A 22,856-nucleotide genomic window follows, 5' to 3' on the forward strand; every position below is an offset into this window, starting at 1 on the left:
GATCGCCTGGAGGTTCGACGGCGGCTCACTGGACCGCCAGTGGACGTGGCAGCGCGGCGGCCAGGACGCGCCCGACGGGCACAACACCCGTGCCGTCGACGTCGACGGCGACGGCGACGGCGACGGGACGGACGGGGTCGCCGAGATCGGGTTCGTCCTCAACGGGAACGGCTCGCTGCGATACTCCATGGGGCCCCGGGGCATCATCCACGGCGACCGCTTCCACCTCGCCGACCTGGACCCGGGCCGTCCGGGTCTGGAGGGCTACGGCGTGCAGCAGGACAACCCGAGCGGGCTGCTGGAGTACTACTACGACGCCGCGAACGGCGACGTGATCTGGCGGCACGGCGGCGGCCGCGGCGACGTGGGGCGCGGCATGGCGGGCGGTGTCGACCCGCGTTTCGCCGGCATGGAGGTCTGGTCCTTCTCCGGCCTGTACAACGCGTCCACGAACCGGCTCACCGAGCCGGACACCTCGCTGCGCCCCTGGCCGCGGCTGGGGATGTGGTGGGACGGGGACCTCACCATGGAACTGCTCAACGGCGGCAAGATCGAGAAATGGGATCCGGCCCGCCCTGCGCCGAGCGGCAGCCTGCCCCGGCTGGTCAGCACCTGGAACCACGGCGCGGTCAAGGCCGCCCAGGGCGGTCCCACGCTCGTCGGCGACATCCTCGGCGACTGGCGCGAGGAGGCCGGGTACACCAACGCGGCCTACGACGAGCTGATCGTCTTCACCACGGACCAGCCGACGAGCCACCGGCTGTACACCCTGGCACCATCCGGCCTACCGGAACGCCATGACGTTCAAGGGGTACATGCAGTCCCACCACGTCGACCACTTCCTCGGGGCGGGCATGGCGACGCCGCCGCGGCCTGACATCGCGTACGCGCCCTGAGGCGGGTCAGGCCGTGCGCTTGCGTGACGTCGACTTCTTCGCCGTCGTCTTCTTCGCGGTGCTCTTCGCCGCCGTCTTCTTCGTGCCCTGGCCCGATTGCCCCGACTTCGCCGTGGACTTCTTGGCCGCTGTCGTCTTCTTGGCCGCCGTCTTCTTCGCCGTCGACGTCGACTTCTTGCCGCCGGTCTGCTTGGGGGCCGCGCGGGCCGGCTTGCGTGGCGGGAGCGGTTTGACCTCGGCGTGGTCGTCGGCCTCCTCGCCGCGGGATTCGCGGGCCGCGCGGACGCTGCTCTCCAGGGCCGCCATCAGGTCCAGGACCTTGCCGCCCGTCGCCGGTTCCGGGGCCTGGCGGGGGGTCTCGCCGGCGGCCTTCGCGGCGATGACCTCCTCCACGGCCTCGCGGTACTCGTCGCGCAGATCCTCCAGGTCGACCTCGCCCAGGGTGTCCATCAGGGCGTCCGCCAGGTCCAGTTCCTGGTCGCGGACGGTGACGTTCGTGTCGGGGGCGACGCCCTCGGGGGCGCGGACCTCGTCCGGCCACAGCAGACCGTGCATCGCGATGGCCTCGCCGACCACCCGGAGCATGCCCAGGCGTTCCCGGCCGCGCAGGGCGAACTTGGCGATCGCCACCTTGTTGCTGCGCTTCAGGGCCTCGCGGAGGAGGGTGTACGGCTTCGCCGCCGGGGCGCCGCTCGCCTGGAGGTAGTACGCGGCGTCCATCTGGAGCGGATCGATCCGGTCGCCCGGGACGAAGGCGACGATCTCGATCGTCTTGGCCGTGGGGATGGGCAGGCTGGAGAGGTCCTCCTCGGTGATCGGAATGATCGTGCCGTCCGCGTCCTCGTAGCCCTTGCCGATCTCCCCCTGAGTGACCTCGCGGTCCTCCAGCTCGCAGAACTTGCGGTAGCGGATGCGGCCGCCGTCTTCCGTGTGGATCTGGCGGAAGGCGATCGAGTGGCTCTCGGTGGCGTTCACCAGCTTGATCGGGATGCTGACCAGCCCGAACGAGATGGCGCCGTTCCAGATGGATCTCACGTGCAGCACCCTTCCGGTCACTCTCGGGAGTGTTCGTCCTGGTTCGCGTGGGATTCTTATCGTATGGCGCCTATCACAGTGGTGGAGGGGCGACGGCTCGCGCTCAGCAATCTGGAGAAGGTGCTGTATCCCGCCACCGGCTTCACCAAGGGCGAGGTGCTGCACTACTACGCGACCGTCGCCGAGGTCCTGCTGCCCCATCTGCGCGATCGTGCGGTGTCCTTCCTGCGGTATCCGGACGGGCCGGACGGGCAGGTCTTCTTCACGAAGAACGTGCCGCCGGGTACGCCCGAGTGGGTCACCACCGCCGAGGTGCCGCGGGTGGAGGGGCCTTCGCGGATGGTCGTGGTGCAGGACCTGCCGAGCCTGATGTGGGCGGCCAACCTCGTGACCGAGTTCCACACCCACCAGTGGCTCGTCGACACACCGGACGAGGCCGACCGGATCGTCTTCGACCTCGATCCGGGGGCGCCCGCGAGCATCGTGCAGTGCTGCGAGGTCGCGCTGTGGCTGCGGGCACGGCTCGCGGACGACGGCATCGAGGCCTACGCCAAGACCTCCGGCTCGAAGGGCCTGCATCTGCTCGCCGCCGTGCGCGGGGCCTCCTCCGAGCAGGTGTCCGAGTACGCCAAGGAACTGGCGGTCGAGGCGGAGAGGGCCATGCCCCGCCTGGCCCTCCACCGGATGACCCGGAGTCTGCGCTCCGGGAAGGTGTTCGTCGACTGGAGCCAGAACGCCGCGCGCAAGACCACGGCGACCCCCTACACCCTCCGGGCCCGCCCCGAGCCGACCGTCTCGGCCCCGGTGACCTGGGAGGAGGTCGAGCAGTGCGAGGCGCCTGGCCGGCTGGACTTCGAGGCGCGGGATCTTGCGTCGCGGGTCCAGGACCACGGCGATCTGCTGGGGCCGCTACTGGATCCTGGGCGGGCCGGGGCGCTGCCGTAGTCGTACGGTCGGCCGATCGGCCGGGATGCCCGGTGCTGGGCGTGCGGGAGCGGCTTGTCGCCCGGTCGGGCGGCCGGGGCGGACGTTGCCGGCGGTACGCCGACCGACCCGGGCAACACGGTGGTCTCGGTGCGCGGCCGCGCCCGGCCAGGGCGGACGTCACAGGCGCTCGACCGGCCCGCCCGGGGCGGCTCTCCGGCCGCCCCGGGCCTGGTCCCGGACCGGGGCGCGATCGCCCCCGGCCAGGACACCCGCACCCTCACGACCCCCGACGCCCTCACCTGCGAAAGCAGCTTGTCCCCCAGCCCGGCGGCCAAGGCGGACACCGTCGACGGCGACCCGGGCAACACGAGCCGTCTCGACGCGCGATCACCCCGGCCAGGACACCCGCACCCTCACGACCCGCGACGCCCTCACCTGCGGGAGCGGATTGTCGCCCGGTCGGGCGGCCGGGGCCGATGTCCCTGGCGGTACGGAGACCCGCTCAGGCGGGTCTCCGGGACGCCCCGGGCCGAGTGTCGGCTCGGGGCGCAGTCGCGTCCGGTCAGCGCACCCGCGCCCCCGCGGCCCCCAGCCCTCTCACACCCTCACCCACGTGTTCCGGTCCCGGGCCATCGCGTGCAGGGCCTCCACGTCCGCCGGTTTCAGGACGGCGCCCTGGGCGGCCAGGCTCTGGACGTCCGTGTCCGTCAGGACGAGGAGGTCGCGGGGTGCCGTCGGGAGCGACACGGTCGTGGGGCCCAGCAGGGCGAGTACGGGGCGAACCTCCGCCGTCAGGGCGTGGGAGGCGCGGTCGGCGTCGGCGCGGATGCGGCGGAGCAGGGGGTACGGCTCGCGGCGGCCCAGGGTGACCATGGGGTCGGCGACCGTCACGCGGTGCTTGCGGGCGTGGAGGGTGTGCACGGCGTACAGGCCGCCGGGGCCGATCAGCAGGTGGTGGACGCGGCTGCCGCCGGGGAGCGGGACGGAGTGCAGGGCGTGCCAGCCCGCACCGTCCAGGGCGTCCAGGGCCTCCCCGACCGTCTGCTCGGCCGTCAGGGCCCGGCGGCGTGGGTCGGGGCGGAGCCGGTGGGCCGGGCCGGGGTCGCGGTCGAGGGCGACGACGAGGGCCTCGCCGGGGCGGTTGGGGGCCAGGTCGTCGTCGGGGTGGAGCGCCAGACGGGCGAGTTCGGCGGGGGTCGGCACCGGGGGCGGCCCGACCGTCACCGGGCCGGTGATGAAGGGCCCGAGGGCCCGGAGCACGTCGTCCTCGCGGTCGGCGCCGAGCAGGTTGACCCGGGCCGCCTCACGGTCGTACCAGGCGATGTTCCTGCCGTCCGGGAGGCAGACGTACAGCCGTTCCTGGCCGTGGCGCCGGGTCGGTATGACGCGCAGTCCGTCCATGCACCATCACCCCCGACCATGGGAACAGGCGGGGTGCTGCGGGGGCAAGAACCCGGTTACCTTTGAGAGGAGTTGGGCAGGCCCCCGGGCGGTGTTGGTGGGGAGGCTTTGTTGCGTACCCGCAGGAAACCCGATGTGCCGGCTCCGGAGAGCCCGTGGAGCGAGGTGGTCCCCGGATTGTGGATGGGCGGCCACGAGTACACGGGCACCCTGGGCCATCCGGAGTTCGCCGTCGTACGGGACGAGTTCGACCTCGTGCAGACGCTGCTGCGGCTGCCCGGGCACGGCCCCGATCCGGGCGTCCGGCATCACGTCTGGCCCATTCCCGACGGGCCGCTCGACGGGACACAGCTCGCCGGGGTGATCCGGTTGGCCGAGGCGGCGTGCGAGGCGCTGGACGAGGGCCGCAGGATCCTCGTTCGCTGTTACCACGGGTACAACCGCTCCGGCCTCGTCGTCGCGCACGCGCTGATGCGCCGGGGCGAATCCGCCGAGACGGCGATCCGGCTGATCCGGGACCGCCGCTCGCCCTGGGCGCTGCACAACGAACTGTTCGTCGAGTACCTGCGGGCCGGGCTGACCACGGCCCGGCTGCTGGAGGAACTCACGGAGTAGCACTGCGGGGAACGGGCACGGCACAGAACCAGCACAGCACCCGGCCGGTGCGGCGGCAAACGGGCTCCCTCGCGCGCAAATGGGACTTCCCCGCGAATAGGGTGTACCGGGCCGACGGGTCGTGCCCGAGCCGCGTGATCACCCTCGAACCGCAGGAGTGCAGTGCCCCTCAGCCGTCCCGGACGCCTTCTCGGAAGCCGCCCCGGTCAAGCCGGAAGCCGCCCCGGTCAAGCCGCCCGCCGTGCAGTCGTCGTCGCCCTCCTGCTGGCGACCGTCGCGGGCTGCGGGGACACCGGAGGGCTCGAGGGCGCCGGGGCGACGCCGACGGCGGTCGGTCCGGCCCGGCTCTGGCCGGAGCAGACACCCGCGTCCAGCCCGGCCTTCGAGATCGGTGAGGTGAACACCGAGGTGGTCAAGGGCGTCAAGGTCCCCGCCGGCGACGACATCCGCGGCGTGGACCCGGTCGGGGTCGTCCGGGCCGAGATCGCCGCGAGCCCGGGCGACTACGACGGCGGCAAGGCGCCCTACCGCGACACGGCCGGCCGTATGACCGGTTGCGGCAAGGGCCCCGGGCACGGAAAGTGCCCGGTCCTCAAGCCGTACTACCGGGACCTGACCGGCGACGGGCGCGACGACCTGACCTTGGGCTTCCGGCTGCTGCCCGGCAAGACGACCGCGGTGCGCGTCTACACCGTCGAGAAGCACCGGCTCGTGCGGGTGATGTCGTGGGAGGACGCGCTGAGCGGCGTGGAACTGGCCGGGCGTTCCCTGGTCATCCGCTCGCCCTCCGAGGTGGCGGGCTACGAGTACCGCCTCCAGTGGACCTGGGACCGGGACCAGCGGGCGATGCTCCTCACCCATGACGAGATGCTGCGCACCGGCCCGCGGAAGCACTCCCGCCACCCGTCCGCCTCCCCCTCGGCGAGCACCGGATGAGAACCGTGCTCCCCCCGTGGTCGGGGACGCTCGCGGTGAAGGCCGCCGCCTTCATCACGGTGATGTGCTGCGCTCTCGCCGCCCTGCTCGGCGTCCTGGTGCATGTGCAGGTGACCGACCAGACCGTCGGCCAGGCCCGCGACCAGGCGTTGCAGCGACTGGAGCAGGCGACGGAGCGGTACGAGGCCGGGGACCCGCTCCGGCGGGGCGCGGCGATGGATCCCCCGGAGCTGCCCCGGGAGCTGCGGGAGCTCGCGGTGGGCGGCGACCGGGGCACGATGGTGGCCGACCGCGAGGGGCGCCCCACGATGTGGGCGGCGGGGCCGGCCGACGGCGAGCGGGCCCTGGCCGTGGCGGTCGACCACTCGCAGCAGGCGCGCACCATCGCGGGCCTGGACCGGGCGATCCTGTGGTCGTCGGGCCTGGCGATCGGGGCGACGCTGCTGGTCGGCGCGTTCGCGGTGACGCGGGTGACGCGGCGGCTGCACACCACGGCGCGGGTGGCCCGGCGGATCAGCGCGGGCGACCTGGACGCGCGCGTGAACGACCCCCGTACGGCCCCGCGAACGGACCCGCCCGCCAAGGCTCCGGCGCGTCCGCAGGACGAGGTGGCCGCGGTCGCCGCCGCGCTGGACTCCATGGCGTCGTCGTTGCAGGGCAAGCTGCTGGCCGAGCAGCGGTTCACGGCAGACGTGGCCCATGAGCTGCGCACGCCGCTGACCGGGCTGCACGCGGCGGCCGAACTGCTGCCGCCGGGCCGCCCGACGGAGCTGGTGCGGGACCGGGTCGCGGCACTGCGCACCCTCACCGAGGACCTGCTGGAGATCTCCCGGCTGGACACCGGGCGGGAGCGGCTGGAGCTGGACACGGAGCGGCTGGGGCCGTTGGCCGAGCGGGCGGTGCGGACCGCGGGCAGCGGCACGGAGGTCAGGGTCGTACGGGATGTGTCCGTGGAGACGGACCGGCGGCGGCTGGAGCGGGTGCTCGGGAATCTCGTGGCGAACGCGCACAGGCACGGTCGGGGCCCGGTCGTACTGACCGTGGACGGGCCGGTGGTGACGGTTCGCGATCACGGGGACGGTTTTCCGGAGTACCTGGTGGCGCACGGTCCGCAGCGGTTCCGTACGGAGGGCGGGTCCAGGGGGCACGGGCTGGGGCTGACGATCGCGCTGGGGCAGGCCGAGGTGCTGGGCGCGCGGCTGGGGTTCGCGAACGCGCCGGACGGCGGGGCGGTGGCGACCTTGGTACTGGCGGTGGAGTGAGAGGCCGGGGCGCCTCCTCCTATGGCCCACTGCGACGGGCGGGGCCGGGAGCGCGCTCCTAATGTGGCGATTAGTCAGCTTCAGCCTTTTCGCCCCCACATGGAGGTACTCCCCATGTCTCTGCGCTCCCGCCTCTCCATAGCCACCGCCGCCGCGTTCCTCGCCGCCGCTGCCGCCGTGACGCCCGCCGTCGCGGACGACGAGTGGGACACGACGGGTGACACCACGGTGGGCGCCGGCACGATGGGCGGCGACGGATACCACCGCCCCGACGACGACCGGCGCTTCTACCGGGGCATCGTCACGGCGAACACGCTCGCGCTGCGCAGCGCCCCGAACCGCGGCTCACGGATCATCCGGTTCGCCCACCGGGGCGACATCGTCAAGATCTTCTGCAAGACCTCCGGCCAGAACGTACAGGGCAACCCGCTCTGGTACCTGCTCCCTGACGGCACCTGGGCCTGGGGCGCGGCCCGCTTCATCGACAACATCGGCCCCGCGCCACGCTGGTGCTGACACTCGGTCACTCAAACACACACAAGACTGAACGTTTAGGTAAGTTCCGGACATGAGCAAGGCCGGAATCACCGTGGCGACGGCGGACCCGCCCGCACCCGCCGTCCGCCCCCTCCCCCGGCGCCGTGGCATCGAGCTCGCCCTCATCGTCCTGGCCGTACTGCTGTCCGTGTACGGCTACTGCGACGTGGGCCTCGCCCAGCACGGCACCCTCCCGCCCGGTGCCGCCGGCTACGGCGCCGGGCTCGGCGTGCTCGCGCTGCTGGCACATCTCGCGGTGCGACTGCGGGCCTCCCACGCCGACCCCCTCCTCCTGCCCATCGGCGTGCTGCTCAACGGGCTCGGCCTGGTGCTCATCTACCGGCTCGACCTGGAGACCCCGGGCGACCGGGCGGCACCGGCCCAACTGGTCTGGTCGACGCTGGGCGTGACGCTGTTCATCCTGGTCGTCCTGCTCCTGCGCGACCACCGGGTGCTCCAGCGCTACACCTACGTCTGTGTCGTCGCCGTGCTCGTCCTGCTCACCCTGCCGATCCTGTTCCCGGCGGTGAACGGGGCCCGCATCTGGATCCGTGTCGCCGGGTTCTCGATCCAGCCGGGCGAGTTCGCGAAGGTGCTGCTGGCGGTGTTCTTCGCCGCGTACCTGGCCGCGAACCGCAACGCCCTCGCGTACACCGGCCGCCGCATCTGGAAGTTCCAGTTCCCCACCGGCCGGGTGCTCGGCCCGATCGTCGCGGTCTGGCTGGTGAGCGTCGGCGTGCTGATCCTGGAGCGGGACCTCGGGACGTCGCTGCTCTTCTTCGGCCTGTTCGTCGTCCTCCTCTACGTCGCCACGGGCCGCACCGGCTGGATCACCGTGGGACTGCTGCTGGCCACGCTGGGCGCGGTCGCCGTCGGGCGTCTGGAGCCGCATGTGCACAGCAGGATCGAGACCTGGCTGCATCCGTTCGCCTCGGTCGAGGCGGGCGAGGGCCCCAACCAGCTCGCCCAGTCCCTGTTCGCCTTCGCGGAGGGCGGCTTCCTCGGCACGGGCCTGGGACTCGGCCACTCGGTCCTCATCGGCTTCGCCGTGAAATCGGACTTCATCCTGGCCACGGCGGGCGAGGAACTGGGCCTGGCGGGGCTGTCGGCCATCTTCGTCCTCTACGGCCTGCTGGTGGAGCGCGGCTACCGGGCGGGCCTGGCGCTGCGCGAGCCCTTCGGGCGGCTGCTCGCGGTGGGCCTCGCCTCGCTCGTGGCGCTCCAGGTGTTCGTGATCGCGGGCGGGGTGACCGGCCTGATCCCGCTGACCGGCATGGCGATGCCGTTCCTGGCGCAGGGCGGCTCGTCGGTGGTCACCAACTGGGCGATCGTGGCGCTGCTGGTCCGGGTGAGCGACTCGGCCCGGCGTCAGCACGACGGGCAGGAGACCTCATGACGCGTCACATCCGGCACGCCGGCCTCTTCTGCGCCCTGCTGCTGGTGGCCCTGCTGCTGAACGCCGCCCGTGTCCAGGTCGTCCAGGCCCCGGCGTACGACGGCCACCCCGCCAACCGCCGCCCGGAGATCGCCCGTTACGAGCAGCCGCGCGGGAACATCCTGGTCGGCGGCCGGCCCGTCACCGGCTCGCAGGACACCCGCGAGCACCTGCGCTACGAGCGGACCTACGCCGACGGACCGCTGTACGCGCCGGTCACCGGCTTCGCCTCGCAGCTGTACGGCACGACGCTCCTGGAGCACACCGAGGACGGTGTCCTGTCCGGCTCGCACCCGATGCTCGCGCCGTTCCCGCTGTGGAACGACTTCACGCGTGCGCGCAACGCCGGCGGGGACGTCGTGACGACGCTCGCCCCGGCGGCACAACGGGCGGCGTACGAGGGACTCGCCGGACGCAAGGGCGCGGTGGCGGCCCTGGAGCCGTCGACCGGCCGGATCCTGGCCCTGGTGTCCGCCCCGTCCTACGACCCCCAGCCGCTGTCCGGGAACGGAGCGGCGGCGGCCCGGGCCTGGATGCGGCTGAACGCCGACCGGGACCGGCCGATGCTCAACCGTGCGGTACGGCAGACGTATCCGCCGGGTTCGACCTTCAAGATCGTCACCTTGGCCGCCGCGCTGGACGCCGGCCTGGTCATGGACCTCGACGAGCCGACCGACTCCCCCGACCCGTACCGGCTGCCCAGGACGAGGACGCGGCTGTCGAACTACGCGAAGGGCTGCGCGGACGCCTCCGTGCGCGAGGCGTTCGTCTTCTCCTGCAACACGGTCTTCGCCCAGCTGGGCGTGGAGGTGGGCGTGCCGGGCATGACGGCCGCGGCCCGGGCCTTCGGCTTCAACGACACGGAACTGAGAATCCCCTTCGCGGTGGCACGGTCCACCTTCGACACCTCGCTCGACAAGGCACAGCTCGCGCTGTCGTCGATCGGCCAGTACAACACCCGCGCCACCCCGCTGCAGATGGCGATGGTGGCGGCGGCCGTGGCGAACGGCGGACAGGTGCGGGAGCCCTACCTGGTGGAGCGCACGACCCGGCCGGGCGGCAGCACTCTCGCGACCGCCGGCTCGCGCGCGATCCGCCAGGCGATGTCCCCCGCGACCGCCGCCCGGCTGCGCGGGCTGATGCGGGGCGTGGTCAAGAGCGGCACCGGACGCAACGCCGCGATCCGCGGTGCCAAGGTAGGCGGCAAGACAGGCACCGCCCAGCACGGCATCGGCAACTCCGGCACGCCGTACGCCTGGTTCGTCTCCTGGGCGCAGGGCGATCGCGATCTGCAGCCGCGGGTGGCGGTCGCGGTCGTCGTGGAGGACGCGGACGCGAACCGCGGGGACATCAGCGGGGGCGGCGACGCGGCGCCGATCGCGCGGGCGGTGATGGAGGCGGTACTGAAGTCCCGGGACGGGCTGCCCGGTTCCTGAGACGGCTCTACCGCGAGAACAGGCGGCCGACCTACCGTTCGGTCATGACTGCTGCCGCCGCGTTCGAACTCGCCCAGGTCAACATCGCCCGCCTCAAGGCCCCGCTGGACTCCCCGCAGTTGAAGGACTTCGTCGACGCCCTGGACCCTGTGAACGCGGACGCCGACGCCGCCGACGGTTTCGTGTGGCGGCTGCAGGACGAATCGGGCGACGCGACGGACGTGCCCGTCTTCGGTGACTCCTGGCTGATCATCAACATGTCGGTGTGGCGGGACACGGACGCGCTCACGGCGTACATGTACCAGGGCAGGCACCGCGAGATGCTCGCCCGCCGCCGCGAGTGGTTCGAGCGGGTCCAGGAGGCGATGGTGGCGATGTGGTGGGTCCCGGCCGGACACCGCCCGACGGTGGCCGAGGCCGAATCCCGCCTCCTCCACCTCCGCACCCACGGCCCGACCCCGTACGCCTTCACCCTGCGCACGTCGTACCCGCCCCAGGGCGCGACACCGCTGCTGGGCGAGGTACCGGAGGGGCTGGGCTGCTCGGTCTAGCGGCGGCGGTCGATCAGTCGGCGAGTCACCGGCCGGCCTCGATCGCCCCCTCCACCTCCGCGACCCGCTCCCCCTCCTCCGCCGCGAAGCGCTCAGCGTCGAGCTTCTCGGCGATCTCCTCGTCCTGGGACATCAGCAGGTCGAGGCTGGAATCGCCCATTTCCAGGACGCCCATGTCGACGTAGGCCTGCTGGAGGCGCTTGCCCCACAGGCCGATGTCCTTGACGCAGGGGACGATGCGGCTGAAGAGGAGCTTGCGGAACAGGGCGAGGAACTCGGACTGCTCGCTGCATGCCTCGGCCTCGGCCTTCGGGATGCCGAAGTTCTCCAGCACCTCCACGCCCCGCAGCCGGTCGCGCATGAGGTAGCAGCCCTCGATGACGAACTCCTCGCGCTCGCGGAGCTCGGCGTCGGTGAGCTGCTTGTAGTAGTCCCTGAGCGCCATCCGCCCGAAGGCCACGTGCCGGGCCTCGTCCTGCATGACGTACGCGAGGATCTGCTTCGGGAGCGGCTTGTCCGTCGTGTCCCTGATCATGCCGAAGGCGGCCAGCGCCAGGCCCTCGATCAGCACCTGCATGCCCAGGTACGGCATGTCCCAGCGCGAGTCGCGCAGCGTGTCCCCCAGCAGGGACTGGAGGTTGTCGTTGATCGGGTACAGCAGCCCGACCTTCTCGTGCAGGAACCGGCCGTAGATCTCGGCGTGCCGGGCCTCGTCCATGGTCTGGGTCGCGGAGTAGAACTTCGCGTCCAGATCAGGGACGGACTCGACGATCCGCGCGGCGCAGATCATCGCGCCCTGCTCGCCGTGCAGGAACTGGCTGAACTGCCAGGAGGCGTAGTGCAGGCGCAGTTCGCCCTTGTCCTTCTCCGTCAGCTTCGCCCAGTGCTTGGTCCCGTAGAGGGACATCGCCTCGTCCGGGGTTCCGAGCGGATCGTACGGATCCACCTCCAGCTCCCAGTCGATCCGCCTCTGGCCGTCCCACTGCTTGTCCTTGCCCTTCTGATAGAGGGCCAGGAGGCGGTCACGGCCGGCGCCGCCCTTCTGGCCTGGAAAGACGGTCTCCCAGTTGAAACGGGCCGCGCCGCTCGCCGGCACCTGCCACACGGACTCTTCCGGTTCCTCGGCGTACAGGTCGAAGGTCGGCATGCCCCGCAGGTTCCTACGTGGTAGACGCCGCGTCAACAAATCACGCACAGGGGATTGACGACCTTGCTGACACGCAGTCTCATAAGGGGAACAGTGACGTGTGCACAACGAGGTGGGCAGCCATGACGACCCTGACGGAAGCCGACGCGCTCGACGGCCTGCGCGATGCCCTCGGCCTGCTCAAGGACCGGGAGCAGGTGGCCCAGCGGCTCCTCGACTCCTCCGCCAAGCACTCCTTCGACCCGGACAAGGAACTGGACTGGGACGCGCCCTTCGAGGAGGGCAAGTGGTTCTGGCCCCCGGAGCTGGTGTCCCTCTACGACACCCCGCTCTGGAAGCGCATGGGCGAGGAACAGCGGATCCTGCTCTCCCAGCACGAGGCGGCGGCCCTCGCCTCCCTGGGCATCTGGTTCGAGATCATCCTCATGCAGCTCCTCGTCCGCCACATCTACGACAAGGCCGCGACGAGCGCACACGTCCGCTACGCCCTCACGGAGATCGAGGACGAGTGCCGCCACTCCAAGATGTTCGCCCGCCTGATCTCCCACGGCGACACACCCTGGTACCCGGTCAGCCGCGCCCACCAGCACCTGGGCCGCCTGTTCAAGACCGTCTCCACCACGCCCGGCTCCTTCACCGCCACCCTCCTCGGCGAGGAGGTCCTCGACTGGATGCAGCGCCTCACATTCCCCGACGAGCGGGTCCAGACCCTGGTCCGGGGCGTCACCCGCATCCACGTCGTGGAGGAGGCCCGCCACGTGCGCTACGCCCGCGAGGAACTCCGCCGCCAGATGGTGACGGCCCCGAAGTGGTCCCAGGAGTTCACCCGGGTCACCTCCGGCGAGTTCGCCCGGGTCTTCTCGGTGGCGTTCGTGAACCCGGACGTCTACACGAACGTCGGCCTGGACAAGCGCGAGGCCCTCGCCCAGGTCAAGGCCAGCGGCCATCGCCGGGAGGTCATGCAGAACGGCTCGAAGCGGCTGACGGACTTCCTCGACGACATCGGGGTGCTGCGCGGAGTGGGACGCCGGCTCTGGAAGTCCTCGGGTCTGCTGGCATAGACCCCGCCCGGGTCATGTCCATGCGGGGTGGCTACTGTCCTCTGTGACCCCGTCACTGTCAGTGGCCACGAAGGAGATCACTCCCGCATGTCCCCCCACATCCCCCACGCCCTGCGGACCGCCGCCGTCGGCGCCACCGCCGCCCTCGCCCTGACCGCGTGCGGCAGCGAGTCCGCCGACACCGACAAGGCGCCCGCCCCACAGGGCGTGGTCAGCAAGGCGACCGCCAAGAAGGTCGCCGACCGCTACGAAAAGGTCAACAACAAGGCCAACGCCACCCAGGACGAAACGCTCCTCGCGACGGTCGAGGCCGGTCAGGTCTACGCGATGGACAAGGCCGTCTACACCCTCTTCGACACCTGGCCGAAGAAGGATCAGAAGGACTACGCCAAGCCCTTCTCCTACACGGACCGCACCTACGTGATCCCGAAGAAGGGCTCGGGCGACTGGTTCGCCGTCCAGGCCAAGTCCAGCGCGAACAACGACGAAAGAGTGCTCCTGGTCTTCGACAAGGTGGACGGAACCTACAAGATGGTGCTGTCCCTGTGGGCCGCCGCAGAAGACATCCCCAAGCCGGCCCTCGACAAGGACGGGCTCGCCGAGGCCGTCGACCCCGGCACCAAGATCGGCGGACTGGCCCCGACCGACATACGCGCCGCCTACGCGGACTACCTCGAAACCGGCGGCAAGAAGAAGGGCAAGGCCCTGACCCCCACGAAGCCCATCGAGAACGCCGAGAAGACCTACCAGCGAAGCAGCACCGAGGGCGCGGCCGAGGGCAAGGCCACCGAGAAGTTCTTCGCCAAGGCCCCCGCCGACCCGAGCGTCTACGCCCTGCGGACAGCCGACGGCGGCGTCCTCGCCCTCCTCCCGCTCGCCCACAAGCAGGAATCCCTGCTGAAGGAGTCCTACCGCTCCATCGCGGCCCTCGTCCCCAACGACGAGCAGTCCGCCCTGGGCGCCACCAGGGGCACCCTGATCACCGACACCTTCGAGGGCCAGGGCCTGGCCGAACTGACCCCGAAGGCCGCTCGCCTCACCAACGTCGACTTCCAGCACGTGGACGCGCGCTAGCGGGACGCACCCGCACCCGCCGATGCACGGAAGGGGACGTGTCGGGGGGTGTCCGCCCGCAGCGGTTGGCGCGTCGACGGACAGCGAGTCGGTATCCGACCCCATCGCGCCGTTCCGAGGACGGACACCCCCCGGCACGGCCCCGACCCACCACCACCGCGCAGGCGCGACGCGCACCCCACTCCACCCGCGCAGGCCGCCACAGGCCCCCGGGCCCTCCGACTACGCTGCGAGTCATGACACCATCCGCCCCCACCCCCGCCTACCGGCGACTCAGCGTCGAGGAACGCCGCAGCCAGCTGCTCACCTCCGCGCTGTCGCTCTTCGCGCACCGCGCCCCGGAGGACGTCTCCCTGGACGACGTGGCGGAGGCGGCGGGGGTGTCGCGGCCCCTGGTCTACCGGTACTTCCCCGGCGGCAAGCAGCAGCTCTACGAGGCCGCCCTCCGCTCCGCCGCCGACGAGCTCCGGACCTGCTTCGACGAACCCCGCGAGGGCCCCCTCCTCCCCCGCCTGTCCCGCGCCCTCGACCGCTACCTCGCCTTCGTCGACCAGCACGACGCCGGCTTCAGCGCCCTCCTCCAGGGCGGCAGCGTCGTGGAGACCTCACGGACCACCGCCATCGTCGACGGCGTACGCCGCGCCGCCGCCGAGCACATCGTCAGCCACCTGGAGGTCACCGCCCCCGGCCCCCGCCTGCGCATGACCATCCGCATGTGGATCACCGCCGTGGAGGCCTCTTCGCTCATCTGGCTCGACGAGGACAAGCAGCCCCCCGCCGAGGACCTCCGCGACTGGCTCGTCGAGCAGTTCGTGGCCATGCTGTCGGTGACGGCCCGCCGTGACCCGCAGACCGACGCCCTGGTCCTGGCCCTCGCCGAGGATGTCTGACACTGATCTGGTGAAGAGCGAAGACACCCCCTTCGAGGGCGGCCCCATGGACGGCAGGGTCCTGCCCGTCCTGCTCGGCATCACCGGCCACCCGCCCAAGACGTACCGCATCCCCGTCCCGGACCCCGCCGGCGGCCCGCCCACGGTGCTCGTCTACCTCCGCGTGTCCCGCGGACCGGGCAGGGTCGGCCTGACCAACCGCTGGAAGTACGAGTACGCCCCCGAGGGCGCTCCGCCCCGGCGGCTCACATGGCCCTGGTCGAAGCCACACGCCACGCCGCCCGGCAAGCGGGACGACGCCGACGGGTGACCCTGTTGCGCCGAACCGCGCAGGCTTACCGCACACACCACCCCCACACCCCTCATCCTCACGATGTCCGGTGGCCGAAGGGCCGCCCCCGCATCGGAGGTGATGGCATGTCAGGAACCCTTCTGCGTCTGGCCTGTACGGCGGCGTTGGCAGCGACGACCGTCCTCGCTCCCACCCCTTCCAGCGCAGCCCCGGAACCCGACCCCGGACCACCCCCCGCCTCCCTCGCCTACCTCCTGACGGACCTTCAGACTCTCTACCGCAAGGCCGAACAGGCCACCGAGGCCTACAACGCCACCGAGGAGAAGCTGAAGAGGCAGCGCACCGAGACCGACCGCCTGAACCGCGCCCTGGCCCGCGCCCGGCTCTCCCTGCACGACAGCCGCAGCGCGGTCGGCCGTCTGGCCCGGCAGCAGTACCAGAGCAGCTCCGACCTCTCTCCGTACCTACGGCTGCTCCTGGCCCGCGATCCCCAGCACGCGATCGACCAGCGCCATGTGATCGGCCGGATCGCACGGGAGCGGGCCGACACCATCAACCGGCTGACCGGCGACGAGCGGAAGGCCGACGAGCTGGCCCGCAAGGCCCGCAAGGCGCTCGACGCGCAGCTCGCCCTCACCGAGCGGCGGAAGAAGGAACGAGACCAGGTCGTCAAACGGCTGCACGCCGTCGAGGACCTGCTCGCCACCCTCAGCCGCGACCAGCTCGCCGCCCTCTCCGCGTTCGAGAAGAACGGGATCACGAAGGCCCAGAGGAAATTCATGGCGTCCGGCGCACTCAGCAGCGTCCGCAGACCATCAGCGGAGGGCGACCGAGCCCTGCGCTACGTCGTCCGGCAGCTCGGCAAGCCGTACGAGTGGGGCGCGGAGGGCCCGAAGTCCTACGACTGCTCGGGCCTGACCTCGCAGGCCTGGGCCAAGGCCGGGGCGCCCATCCCCCGGACCAGCCAGGAGCAGTGGAAACGGCTGAAGCGGATCCCGCTCGCCGAGCTGCGCCCGGGAGACCTGGTCGTGTACTTCCCCGAGGCCACGCATGTGGCGCTGTACCTCGGCGACGGCATGGTCGTACAGGCCCCCCGCCCGGGCGCGAAGGTGAAGGTGTCACCGATCGCGGCCAACCCGCTCCTGGGCGCCGTACGCCCGGACCCGACCGGGAAGCCCCTGCGGCGGTACGCGCCGCCGAAGCTCCCCAGGGGCGTTACGGACGGGTCGGACAAAGGCTACAACGGCTACGCCGCGCCAGCCCCGGACAGCTCGGCCAGGTAGGCCTGCGTCTTCTCCGGGTCGTAGAAGAAGTTCTCGAAGTCCGCCGGGTCGTTGAAGCCGTTGGCGAAGCGGTCGGCGGCCGGCTGGAGCTCACCGGCGGCGCCGATCAGGTTCAGGATGTGCTCCGGCGGCGGCGCGAGCATCGCGTTGGTCCACTTGGTGACGTGCTGGGCGGTGTCCCAGTAGCGGTCGAAGGCGGACCGCATCCACTCCTCGTCGAACGGCTTGTCGCCGTGCTCGACGATCGAGGAGAGGTACGCGGCGGCGCACTTGGACGCCGAGTTGGAGCCCTGCCCGGTGATCGGGTCGTTCGCGACGACGACGTCCGCCACACCCAGCACGAGACCTCCGCCGGGGAGGCGGCCGACGGGGTTGCGGACGGTGGGGGCGTAACGGCCGGCCAGCGTGCCGCCCGCGTCGGTCAGCTCGACCTTGGTGGCCCGCGCGTACTCCCAGGGGACGTACCGCTCCATGAGTTCCAGGGTCAGGGAGAGGTGCTCCGCCGGGTCCTTGACACCGTTGAAGGCGTCGAGCGGGCCGCCGGGTATGCCCTCCCAGAACAGGATGTCGGCACGGCCGGAGGTGGTCAGCGTGGGCATGACGAACAGTTCGCCGACGCCCGGCACGAGGTTGCAGCGGACCCCTTCGGTGTCCGGGTGCTCGGGGCGCGGCCCCAGACCGTGGACGTACGACACGGCCAGCGCGCGCTGCGGCTCGCTGTAGGGGGACCGCTCCGCGTCCCGGCCGAACATCTGGACCAGCTCGCCCTTGCCGGCCGCGACGAGCACCAGGTCGTACGTGCGGGCGAAGTAGTCGAGGTCACCGACGGCCGCGCCATGGATGACGAGCTGCCCGCCGCGCTGCGCGAACGTCTCCATCCAGCCGGCCATCTTCACGCGCTGGTCGACCGACTGCGCGTAGCCGTCGAGCCTGCCCAGCCAGTCGATGGCACGCGCCGCGGGACCCTCGGCCCAGGAGCCGGGGGCGGCGACCGAGACGCCGAGTCCCTGGATCTTCGGGGCCTGGGACTCCCAGAAGTTCAGCTGGAGATCGCGCTCGTGCTGCAGTGCCGTGTGGAACATGCACTGCGTCGACATGACCCGGCCGGTGCGGATCTCGTCCGCCGTCCGGTTGGACATCAGGGTGACCTCGTACCCCTGCGACTGGAGGCCGAGAGCGATCTGGAGCCCGGACTGACCGGCTCCGACGACGAGTATCTTCCGCATGCGGGGCTGTCCTCTACTCGGGGGTTTCGTCGAGCGCGTGGCCCACCAGGGCCAGGAGGGTCTCGATCACGGAGATCCGGCGACGCGCGTCCATGATCATGACAGGTATGTGTCGCGGGATGGTCAGGGCCTCCCGCACATCCTCCGGCTCGAACAGCTCGCTCTCGTCGAAGTGGTTCACCGCGACCACGTACGGCAGCCCGGAACTCTCGAAGTAGTCCAGCACCGGGAAGCAGTCCTTCAGCCGGCGTGTGTCGGCCAAGACGACCGCGCCGATCGCGCCGCGCACGATGTCGTCCCACATGAACCAGAACCGCTGCTGGCCCGGCGTGCCGAACAGATAGAGCACCAGGTCGTCGTCGAGCGTGAGGCGCCCGAAGTCCATGGCCACGGTGGTGGTGGTCTTGCCCGGTGTGGCGGTGAGATCGTCGGTGGCCTCGCTCGCCTCGGTCATCAGCGCCTCGGTCTGCAGGGGCGTGATCTCCGAGACGGCGGTGACCAGGGTGGTCTTGCCCACGCCGAAGCCGCCCGCCACCACGATCTTCGTGGCGATGGGGGCGCGGGTGCGGTCCGTCTCCCAGGCGTGCATGCTCGCGTCGGGCTGAACGGACGGGGATGTTACGGAGACGCCGTGAGCGGCGTCAGAGACGACGGAGTCCACTCAGCACCCTTTCCAGCAGAGCTCGGTCCGGGCGGCCCGTGCCGTGGCCGGTTCCCGTTCCGTACACACGAATCTTTCCCTGGTCCGCGAGGTCGCTGAGGAGCACGCGGACCACGCCGAGCGGCATCTTCAGCAGCGCGGCGATCTCGGCCACCGTACGCATCCGGCGGCACAGTTCGACGATGGCCTGGAGCTCCGGCATCACGCGGGTGGAGAGGGAGCCGTTCGTCAGCTCCTTACGCTCCTCCGGGGCCTCCAGCGCGGCCGTGCTCGCCACGAACGTCTCCACCAGGAGGACGTGGCCGAACCGGGTGCGGCCGCCGGTGAGCGAGTAGGGGCGGACCCGGGCGGGTTTGCGGCCACCGCCGCGGACCGGGAGGTGGTGCTTCGGCGTACTGCTCATCGGGCACTCCCCGTCGTCTGGGACCGCTCCAGGGAACTACGGAGCTCGCTGCGGAGTTCGGGCGTCAGGACATGGCCGGCGCGGCCGACGAACAGGGCCATGTGGTACGCCACCACGCTCATGTCGCACTCCGCGGAGCCGTGGACGCCGAGCAGCGAGCCGTCGCTGATCGACATCACGAACAGGCTGCCCTCGTCCATCGCGACCATCGTGTGCCTGACCCCGCCGAAGTCCATCAGCTTGGCGGCGCCGACGGTGAGGCTGCCGATGCCGGAGACGATGGTGGCCAGGTCGGCGGCGGAGCCGCGCGGGCCGGTCCGCTTGATGCCGCGGGCCTGCAGGGCTTCGCTGGCCTGCCGGTTGCGGTGGTCGTCGGAGGAGAGCAGGAGCAGTCCGTCGGAGGAGACGACCGCGACCGAGAGGATGCCGGGCACCTCCTCGACGAGGTTGGTCAGCAGCCAGTGCAGGTTGCGGGCCTCACTGCTCAGCCCGATCAGTCCGAAGGTACTGGGAGCGGTCAACTGCTTGCCTCCTCGGCTGTGCCCCCCGTGGCTTCTTCGGATTCAGCTGGTCCTGATGTGCCGGTGGCCGGCCGCTTGTGCGAGGCCGTCTGCTCGGCGATCTCCGCCTCCACCTCGCGGTAGCCGGCCTGGGCGCCCTGGCGGAAGCCGCCGAGGCGGCGGCGGAGGGCCGCGGCGTCCACGGAGCCGCTGCGCTGGCGCGGGGCGGTGGTCTGCGCGGTGATCTTCGGGGTGCGCTTGGGGAGGCCCTTGTCGGTGACGCGCTCGTGCTCCACGTCGGCCTCGGCTTCGCCGTCGGCGCTGTCGTACCCACCCGCACCCCCCGTGCGGGTTTCCTGGTCCTGTGCCGGCGGCCCCTGCGGGGCGAAATCGCCGTCGGCGGCCGCGGATTCGTGCTGCGTCGGCTCCGGGTCCGCCTGCGGCGCGGACTGGGTCGCTCCCAGCGGTGCCGCGGCCGGTTCCGCCTGTGGCGCCGGGAGCAGCAGCTCCATCGTGGTCTCGGCAGGGGTTTCCGCCGGTGCCGCCGGTACGTCCGCCGCCGCCGGCTCCGGGTGCTCTGCCGCGCGCGCGGCCTCCGCCACCTCCGCGACCTCGCTGGGCTCCGCGGCCTCTGGGTGCTCGGCGGCGTCCGTGGCCTCCGCAGCGTGCGCGACCTGCCTGGGCTCCGCGGGCTCTGCGGCTTCCTCCCGCCGTACGGCGTTCTCCGCCAGTGCCACCAAGGGGTCCCCACCGCCGGCGCGGCCGTGCAGGACGTTGGAGTTGGCCTCGGCGTCGGCGCCCGGGAAGGAGACGGTGTGGGTCGTGCCGGAGAGCGGGCCGGAGGCCGGGACGGCCGTGTGCGGGGCGGCCGCGAAGAGGGTGCGGGGCAGGACGACGACCGCCGCGACACCGCCCTGCTTCTGCTCGCGCAACTGCACGCGCACCCCGTGACGGTGGGCGAGGCGGGCCACGACGTACAGGCCGAGGCCGAGACCGTCCTCACCCTCCTGGTCGTAGGGCGCCTCCGGGTCGAATTCGGCGAGGCGGGAGTTCAGGCGCTCCAGCCGGTCCTCGGTCATGCCGATGCCCTCGTCCTGGACGGAGAGCATGACCTCGCCGCTCTCCAGCAGCCAGCCGGAGACCTCGACGGGCAGGTCGGGCGGGGAGAACGAGGTGGCGTTCTCCATGAGTTCGGCCAGCAGGTGGGAGAGGTCGTCCGCGGCGAACCCGGCTATGTGCGCGTGCGGCGGCAGCGCGGCGATGCGGACCCGCTCGTACCGCTCGATCTCGCTCACCGCCGCACGGACGATGTCCACGAGCGGCACGGGCCCGGCGGCGTGCTGGACGTGCTCGGTGCCGGCGAGGACCAGGAGGTTCTCGCTGTGCCGGCGCATGACCGTCGCGAAGTGGTCGAGCTTGAAGAGGGTCGCGAGCCGGTCCGGGTCCTGCTCGCGCTCCTCCAGGTTCTCGATGACGGCCAGTTGCCGCTCGACCAGTCCGAGGGTGCGCAGCGCGAGGTTGACGAACGTGCCGCCGATGGCCGTGCGCACCCGCTCCAGCTGGGCGACGGACTCGGCGAGTTCGCCTCGCAGTTCCTCGCGTGCGTCGGCCATCTTCTGGCGCTGGCCGACGAGGTGCTTGCGGTCGGACTCCAGCGTGCCGATCCGCCCGGTCAGGGCGGCCGCGTGCTCGTGCAGGGCGTTGACGGAGCGGACGACCTGGGCGAACTCGTCGTTGCGGCCGGTGAACTTCACCGGCTCCTCGGCCCCCGGGTCCTCGGCCTCGGCGAGGCGCTTCGACCCCAGCCGCAGGACCGCCAGGGGCCGGGTGAGGCTGCGGGCCATGCCCGTGGCGACGCCGACGGCGAGCAGCATGAGGGCGCCGAGGACGGCGATGCGGATCTCCAGCGCGGTGACGTCGTCGTCGCGCAGCGCCTCGAGGTCCTTGGTGCTCCGGTCGTAGAGGGCGGACTCCACGCCGCGCATCAGGTCGACCCGGGCCGAGAGGGCCGCGTCCAGCCGCTTCGTGTCGACGGAGAGCTCGCTGCCCGCCAGCGTCGGCTGGTCGGTGAGGGCGGCGAGGTACTTCTCGGCGGAGTTGACCTCGGTGCCGGTGACCGTGGAGTCGAACGAGGTGCGGGCCGCCTTGGGCGCGGTGTCGCGGAAGTCGGCCAGCGCCGCGTCGGAGCGCAGCCGGGCCTGCTGGGCGGCGGCGCTCAGGGCGTCGCGCTGCCGGGCGTCGGCGTCGGAGGAGGTCTCGGCCGGCAGGCCGGTGACGGGGTCGGTGACCGTCTCGCCGCGCGGCACGCTGAGGGCGGCGAGCAGCAGCCCGCGGGCCGCTGCGGCCTGCTGGACGGCGGAGTCCAGCTCGGCCCGGGCGTAGGCGCCGGAGCCCGCGCGGGGCGGCGTCTGCTGCGCAAGCTGCTCGGCGAGCCGGTGGAGTTGGGTGATGGAGGTGGAGTACGCCTGGTGCGCTTCGAGCGCGCTGCTCTTGCCGGTGAGCGCCGCCCGGCGGACGGCGGCGATGTCGTCGAGGTCCGAGCGGAGCGAGGCGGGTGTGTCGGTGTCGGCCCGCAGTTCCTCGACCTGCCGGTCCACGCGGGCGCTGCGCTGCTCGGAGGGCGCCTTGGCCTTGGGGCGGCCGGCCGCTATGTAGGAGGTGACGTCGTCGCGCTCGTCGGCGAGGGAGTGCGCGAGCCCGAGGGCGTCCTGCGTCTGCTCCGCGAGCGTCACCAGTTCCTGCGAGTCGTGCAGTTGCCCGGAGGCGGCCAGGACGGACGGGGTGCCGGCTCCGGCGATGGCCGCGGCGACCACGGCCACGGCGACGATGAGCCGGTTGCGTACGTGCGTGGGGCGGCCCTTGCCGGTGGGGGGCGTCGGCTCAGTGCCCTGAGCGGGGGCCGTCTGCTTGCCTGTACGACGAGGCCGCGTCTTCTGCACCGGTGCTCGCATTCCTGACTCGTGAACCCATGGGCCCGGGTGACGCTCCGTCAACTGGCGCGTACTCCCGGTACACTTCCCGACCCTCCCAGCGCCGGTGGGCAGCGCACGCGCATCACCTGACCCGCCACCCGAAGGAGTGAACCCCGGACGAGAGTTGAGGGGCAAGTTCCGCTGGCCCTTGCAGCGGCCTTGCGCGGCACGCCGGTTGGACGCCGGCGGCGGGCGGTGGCAATATTCGCCACCACGCCTTCCCGGAACAAAGCATTCCCTCCCAAAACAGGCGTCTGACCTGCGCTGCCGCACCGACCCCGCAACTATTGCCAGCCTTTTGCAACCCTTGTGAAGG

The 22,856-nt window shown here is 71.7% G+C and carries 22 protein-coding genes; 14 read left to right on the forward strand and 8 right to left on the reverse strand.

Features of this window, described 5'->3' with window-relative positions; genetic code table 11:
* Position 1: 1 nt before the first annotated feature.
* Positions 2-877 (forward strand): rhamnogalacturonan lyase family protein, encoded by an 876-nt coding sequence (locus tag ACZ58V_RS02150; protein WP_471288724.1) that lies wholly within the window; start codon positions 2-4, stop codon positions 875-877.
* A 25-nt stretch (positions 878-902) separates the two neighbouring features.
* Here the strand turns inward: ACZ58V_RS02150 and ku are convergent, their stop codons facing one another.
* Positions 903-1,931, reverse strand: coding sequence for a non-homologous end joining protein Ku (gene ku, locus ACZ58V_RS02155; RefSeq protein ID WP_471287910.1), 1,029 nt, complete (start codon positions 1,929-1,931; stop codon positions 903-905).
* Positions 1,932-1,994: 63 nt separating this feature from the next.
* On the opposite strand from ku, the gene ligD reads away from it, so the two are divergent.
* Complete coding sequence (ligD, locus tag ACZ58V_RS02160; protein ID WP_468188064.1) at positions 1,995-2,876, forward strand: non-homologous end-joining DNA ligase; 882 nt, start codon at positions 1,995-1,997, stop codon at positions 2,874-2,876.
* Between the two features lie 579 nt (positions 2,877-3,455).
* On the opposite strand, the gene ACZ58V_RS02165 is transcribed toward ligD, so the two are convergent.
* Positions 3,456-4,259, reverse strand: coding sequence for a nuclease-related domain-containing protein (locus ACZ58V_RS02165; RefSeq protein WP_468188062.1), 804 nt, complete (start codon positions 4,257-4,259; stop codon positions 3,456-3,458).
* Positions 4,260-4,370: 111 nt separating this feature from the next.
* On the opposite strand from ACZ58V_RS02165, the gene ACZ58V_RS02170 reads away from it, so the two are divergent.
* The 7 genes from ACZ58V_RS02170 to ACZ58V_RS02200 all read left to right on the forward strand — a co-directional run bounded on the left by ACZ58V_RS02170 (position 4,371) and on the right by ACZ58V_RS02200 (position 11,031).
* Positions 4,371-4,874: a protein-tyrosine phosphatase family protein gene (locus ACZ58V_RS02170; RefSeq protein WP_468188060.1), complete on the forward strand. Its 504-nt coding sequence runs from the start codon at positions 4,371-4,373 to the stop codon at positions 4,872-4,874.
* Between the two features lie 162 nt (positions 4,875-5,036).
* Positions 5,037-5,810 carry a hypothetical protein gene (locus tag ACZ58V_RS02175; RefSeq protein WP_468188058.1) on the forward strand — a complete coding sequence of 258 codons (774 nt, stop codon included), beginning with the start codon at positions 5,037-5,039 and terminating at the stop codon, positions 5,808-5,810.
* Complete coding sequence (locus ACZ58V_RS02180) at positions 5,807-7,072, forward strand: ATP-binding protein (RefSeq protein WP_468188056.1); 1,266 nt, start codon at positions 5,807-5,809, stop codon at positions 7,070-7,072. Before ACZ58V_RS02175 ends, ACZ58V_RS02180 begins: the two co-directional genes overlap by 4 nt.
* A 114-nt stretch (positions 7,073-7,186) precedes the next feature.
* Entirely contained in the window at positions 7,187-7,588 is a 402-nt protein-coding gene (locus ACZ58V_RS02185; protein WP_468188054.1) for an SH3 domain-containing protein, read from the forward strand.
* A gap of 52 nt (positions 7,589-7,640) precedes the next feature.
* Positions 7,641-9,005: an FtsW/RodA/SpoVE family cell cycle protein gene (locus ACZ58V_RS02190; RefSeq protein ID WP_468188052.1), complete on the forward strand. Its 1,365-nt coding sequence runs from the start codon at positions 7,641-7,643 to the stop codon at positions 9,003-9,005.
* Positions 9,002-10,480 (forward strand): penicillin-binding transpeptidase domain-containing protein, encoded by a 1,479-nt coding sequence (locus ACZ58V_RS02195; RefSeq protein WP_468188050.1) that lies wholly within the window; start codon positions 9,002-9,004, stop codon positions 10,478-10,480. The genes ACZ58V_RS02190 and ACZ58V_RS02195 overlap by 4 nt, the downstream gene beginning before the upstream one ends.
* A gap of 44 nt (positions 10,481-10,524) precedes the next feature.
* Positions 10,525-11,031: a DUF3291 domain-containing protein gene (locus ACZ58V_RS02200; RefSeq protein WP_468188048.1), complete on the forward strand. Its 507-nt coding sequence runs from the start codon at positions 10,525-10,527 to the stop codon at positions 11,029-11,031.
* Between the two features lie 25 nt (positions 11,032-11,056).
* On the opposite strand, the gene ACZ58V_RS02205 is transcribed toward ACZ58V_RS02200, so the two are convergent.
* Positions 11,057-12,178, reverse strand: coding sequence for a ferritin-like domain-containing protein (locus ACZ58V_RS02205; protein WP_471287912.1), 1,122 nt, complete (start codon positions 12,176-12,178; stop codon positions 11,057-11,059).
* 122 nt (positions 12,179-12,300) lie between these two features.
* Between ACZ58V_RS02205 and ACZ58V_RS02210 the strand changes: the two genes are divergently transcribed.
* The 5 genes from ACZ58V_RS02210 (at position 12,301) to ACZ58V_RS02230 (ending at position 16,778) form a co-directional block, all read left to right on the forward strand.
* Complete coding sequence (locus ACZ58V_RS02210; protein WP_471287913.1) at positions 12,301-13,239, forward strand: AurF N-oxygenase family protein; 939 nt, start codon at positions 12,301-12,303, stop codon at positions 13,237-13,239.
* Between the two features lie 87 nt (positions 13,240-13,326).
* Positions 13,327-14,313, forward strand: coding sequence for a DUF8094 domain-containing protein (locus ACZ58V_RS02215; protein WP_471287914.1), 987 nt, complete (start codon positions 13,327-13,329; stop codon positions 14,311-14,313).
* 236 nt (positions 14,314-14,549) lie between these two features.
* Positions 14,550-15,203 carry a TetR/AcrR family transcriptional regulator gene (locus tag ACZ58V_RS02220; protein WP_471287916.1) on the forward strand — a complete coding sequence of 218 codons (654 nt, stop codon included), beginning with the start codon at positions 14,550-14,552 and terminating at the stop codon, positions 15,201-15,203.
* A gap of 10 nt (positions 15,204-15,213) precedes the next feature.
* On the forward strand, positions 15,214-15,513 hold the full coding sequence (locus tag ACZ58V_RS02225) for a hypothetical protein (protein ID WP_471287917.1): 300 nt from the start codon (positions 15,214-15,216) through the stop codon (positions 15,511-15,513).
* 107 nt (positions 15,514-15,620) lie between these two features.
* Positions 15,621-16,778 (forward strand): C40 family peptidase, encoded by a 1,158-nt coding sequence (locus ACZ58V_RS02230; protein WP_471287919.1) that lies wholly within the window; start codon positions 15,621-15,623, stop codon positions 16,776-16,778.
* Here the strand turns inward: ACZ58V_RS02230 and ACZ58V_RS02235 are convergent.
* From ACZ58V_RS02235 to ACZ58V_RS02255, 5 genes are read right to left on the reverse strand one after another with little or no spacing between them, the layout of a single operon-like run.
* Positions 16,742-18,004, reverse strand: a complete 1,263-nt coding sequence (locus tag ACZ58V_RS02235) for a styrene monooxygenase/indole monooxygenase family protein (RefSeq protein WP_471287922.1) — start codon at positions 18,002-18,004, stop codon at positions 16,742-16,744. The genes ACZ58V_RS02230 and ACZ58V_RS02235 overlap by 37 nt on opposite strands.
* 13 nt (positions 18,005-18,017) lie before the next feature.
* Entirely contained in the window at positions 18,018-18,665 is a 648-nt protein-coding gene (locus ACZ58V_RS02240; RefSeq protein WP_471287924.1) for a GTP-binding protein, read from the reverse strand.
* Entirely contained in the window at positions 18,646-19,068 is a 423-nt protein-coding gene (locus ACZ58V_RS02245) for a DUF742 domain-containing protein (protein ID WP_003992921.1), read from the reverse strand. Before ACZ58V_RS02245 ends, ACZ58V_RS02240 begins: the two co-directional genes overlap by 20 nt.
* Positions 19,065-19,589 carry a roadblock/LC7 domain-containing protein gene (locus ACZ58V_RS02250; RefSeq protein WP_468188032.1) on the reverse strand — a complete coding sequence of 175 codons (525 nt, stop codon included), beginning with the start codon at positions 19,587-19,589 and terminating at the stop codon, positions 19,065-19,067. The genes ACZ58V_RS02245 and ACZ58V_RS02250 overlap by 4 nt, the downstream gene beginning before the upstream one ends.
* A complete protein-coding gene (locus tag ACZ58V_RS02255; RefSeq protein ID WP_471287926.1) occupies positions 19,586-22,519 on the reverse strand; it encodes a sensor histidine kinase in 2,934 nt (977 codons plus the stop codon). Before ACZ58V_RS02255 ends, ACZ58V_RS02250 begins: the two co-directional genes overlap by 4 nt.
* Positions 22,520-22,856: the final 337 nt, after the last annotated feature.

Source organism: Streptomyces sp. NPDC040589 (genome assembly GCF_055594445.1).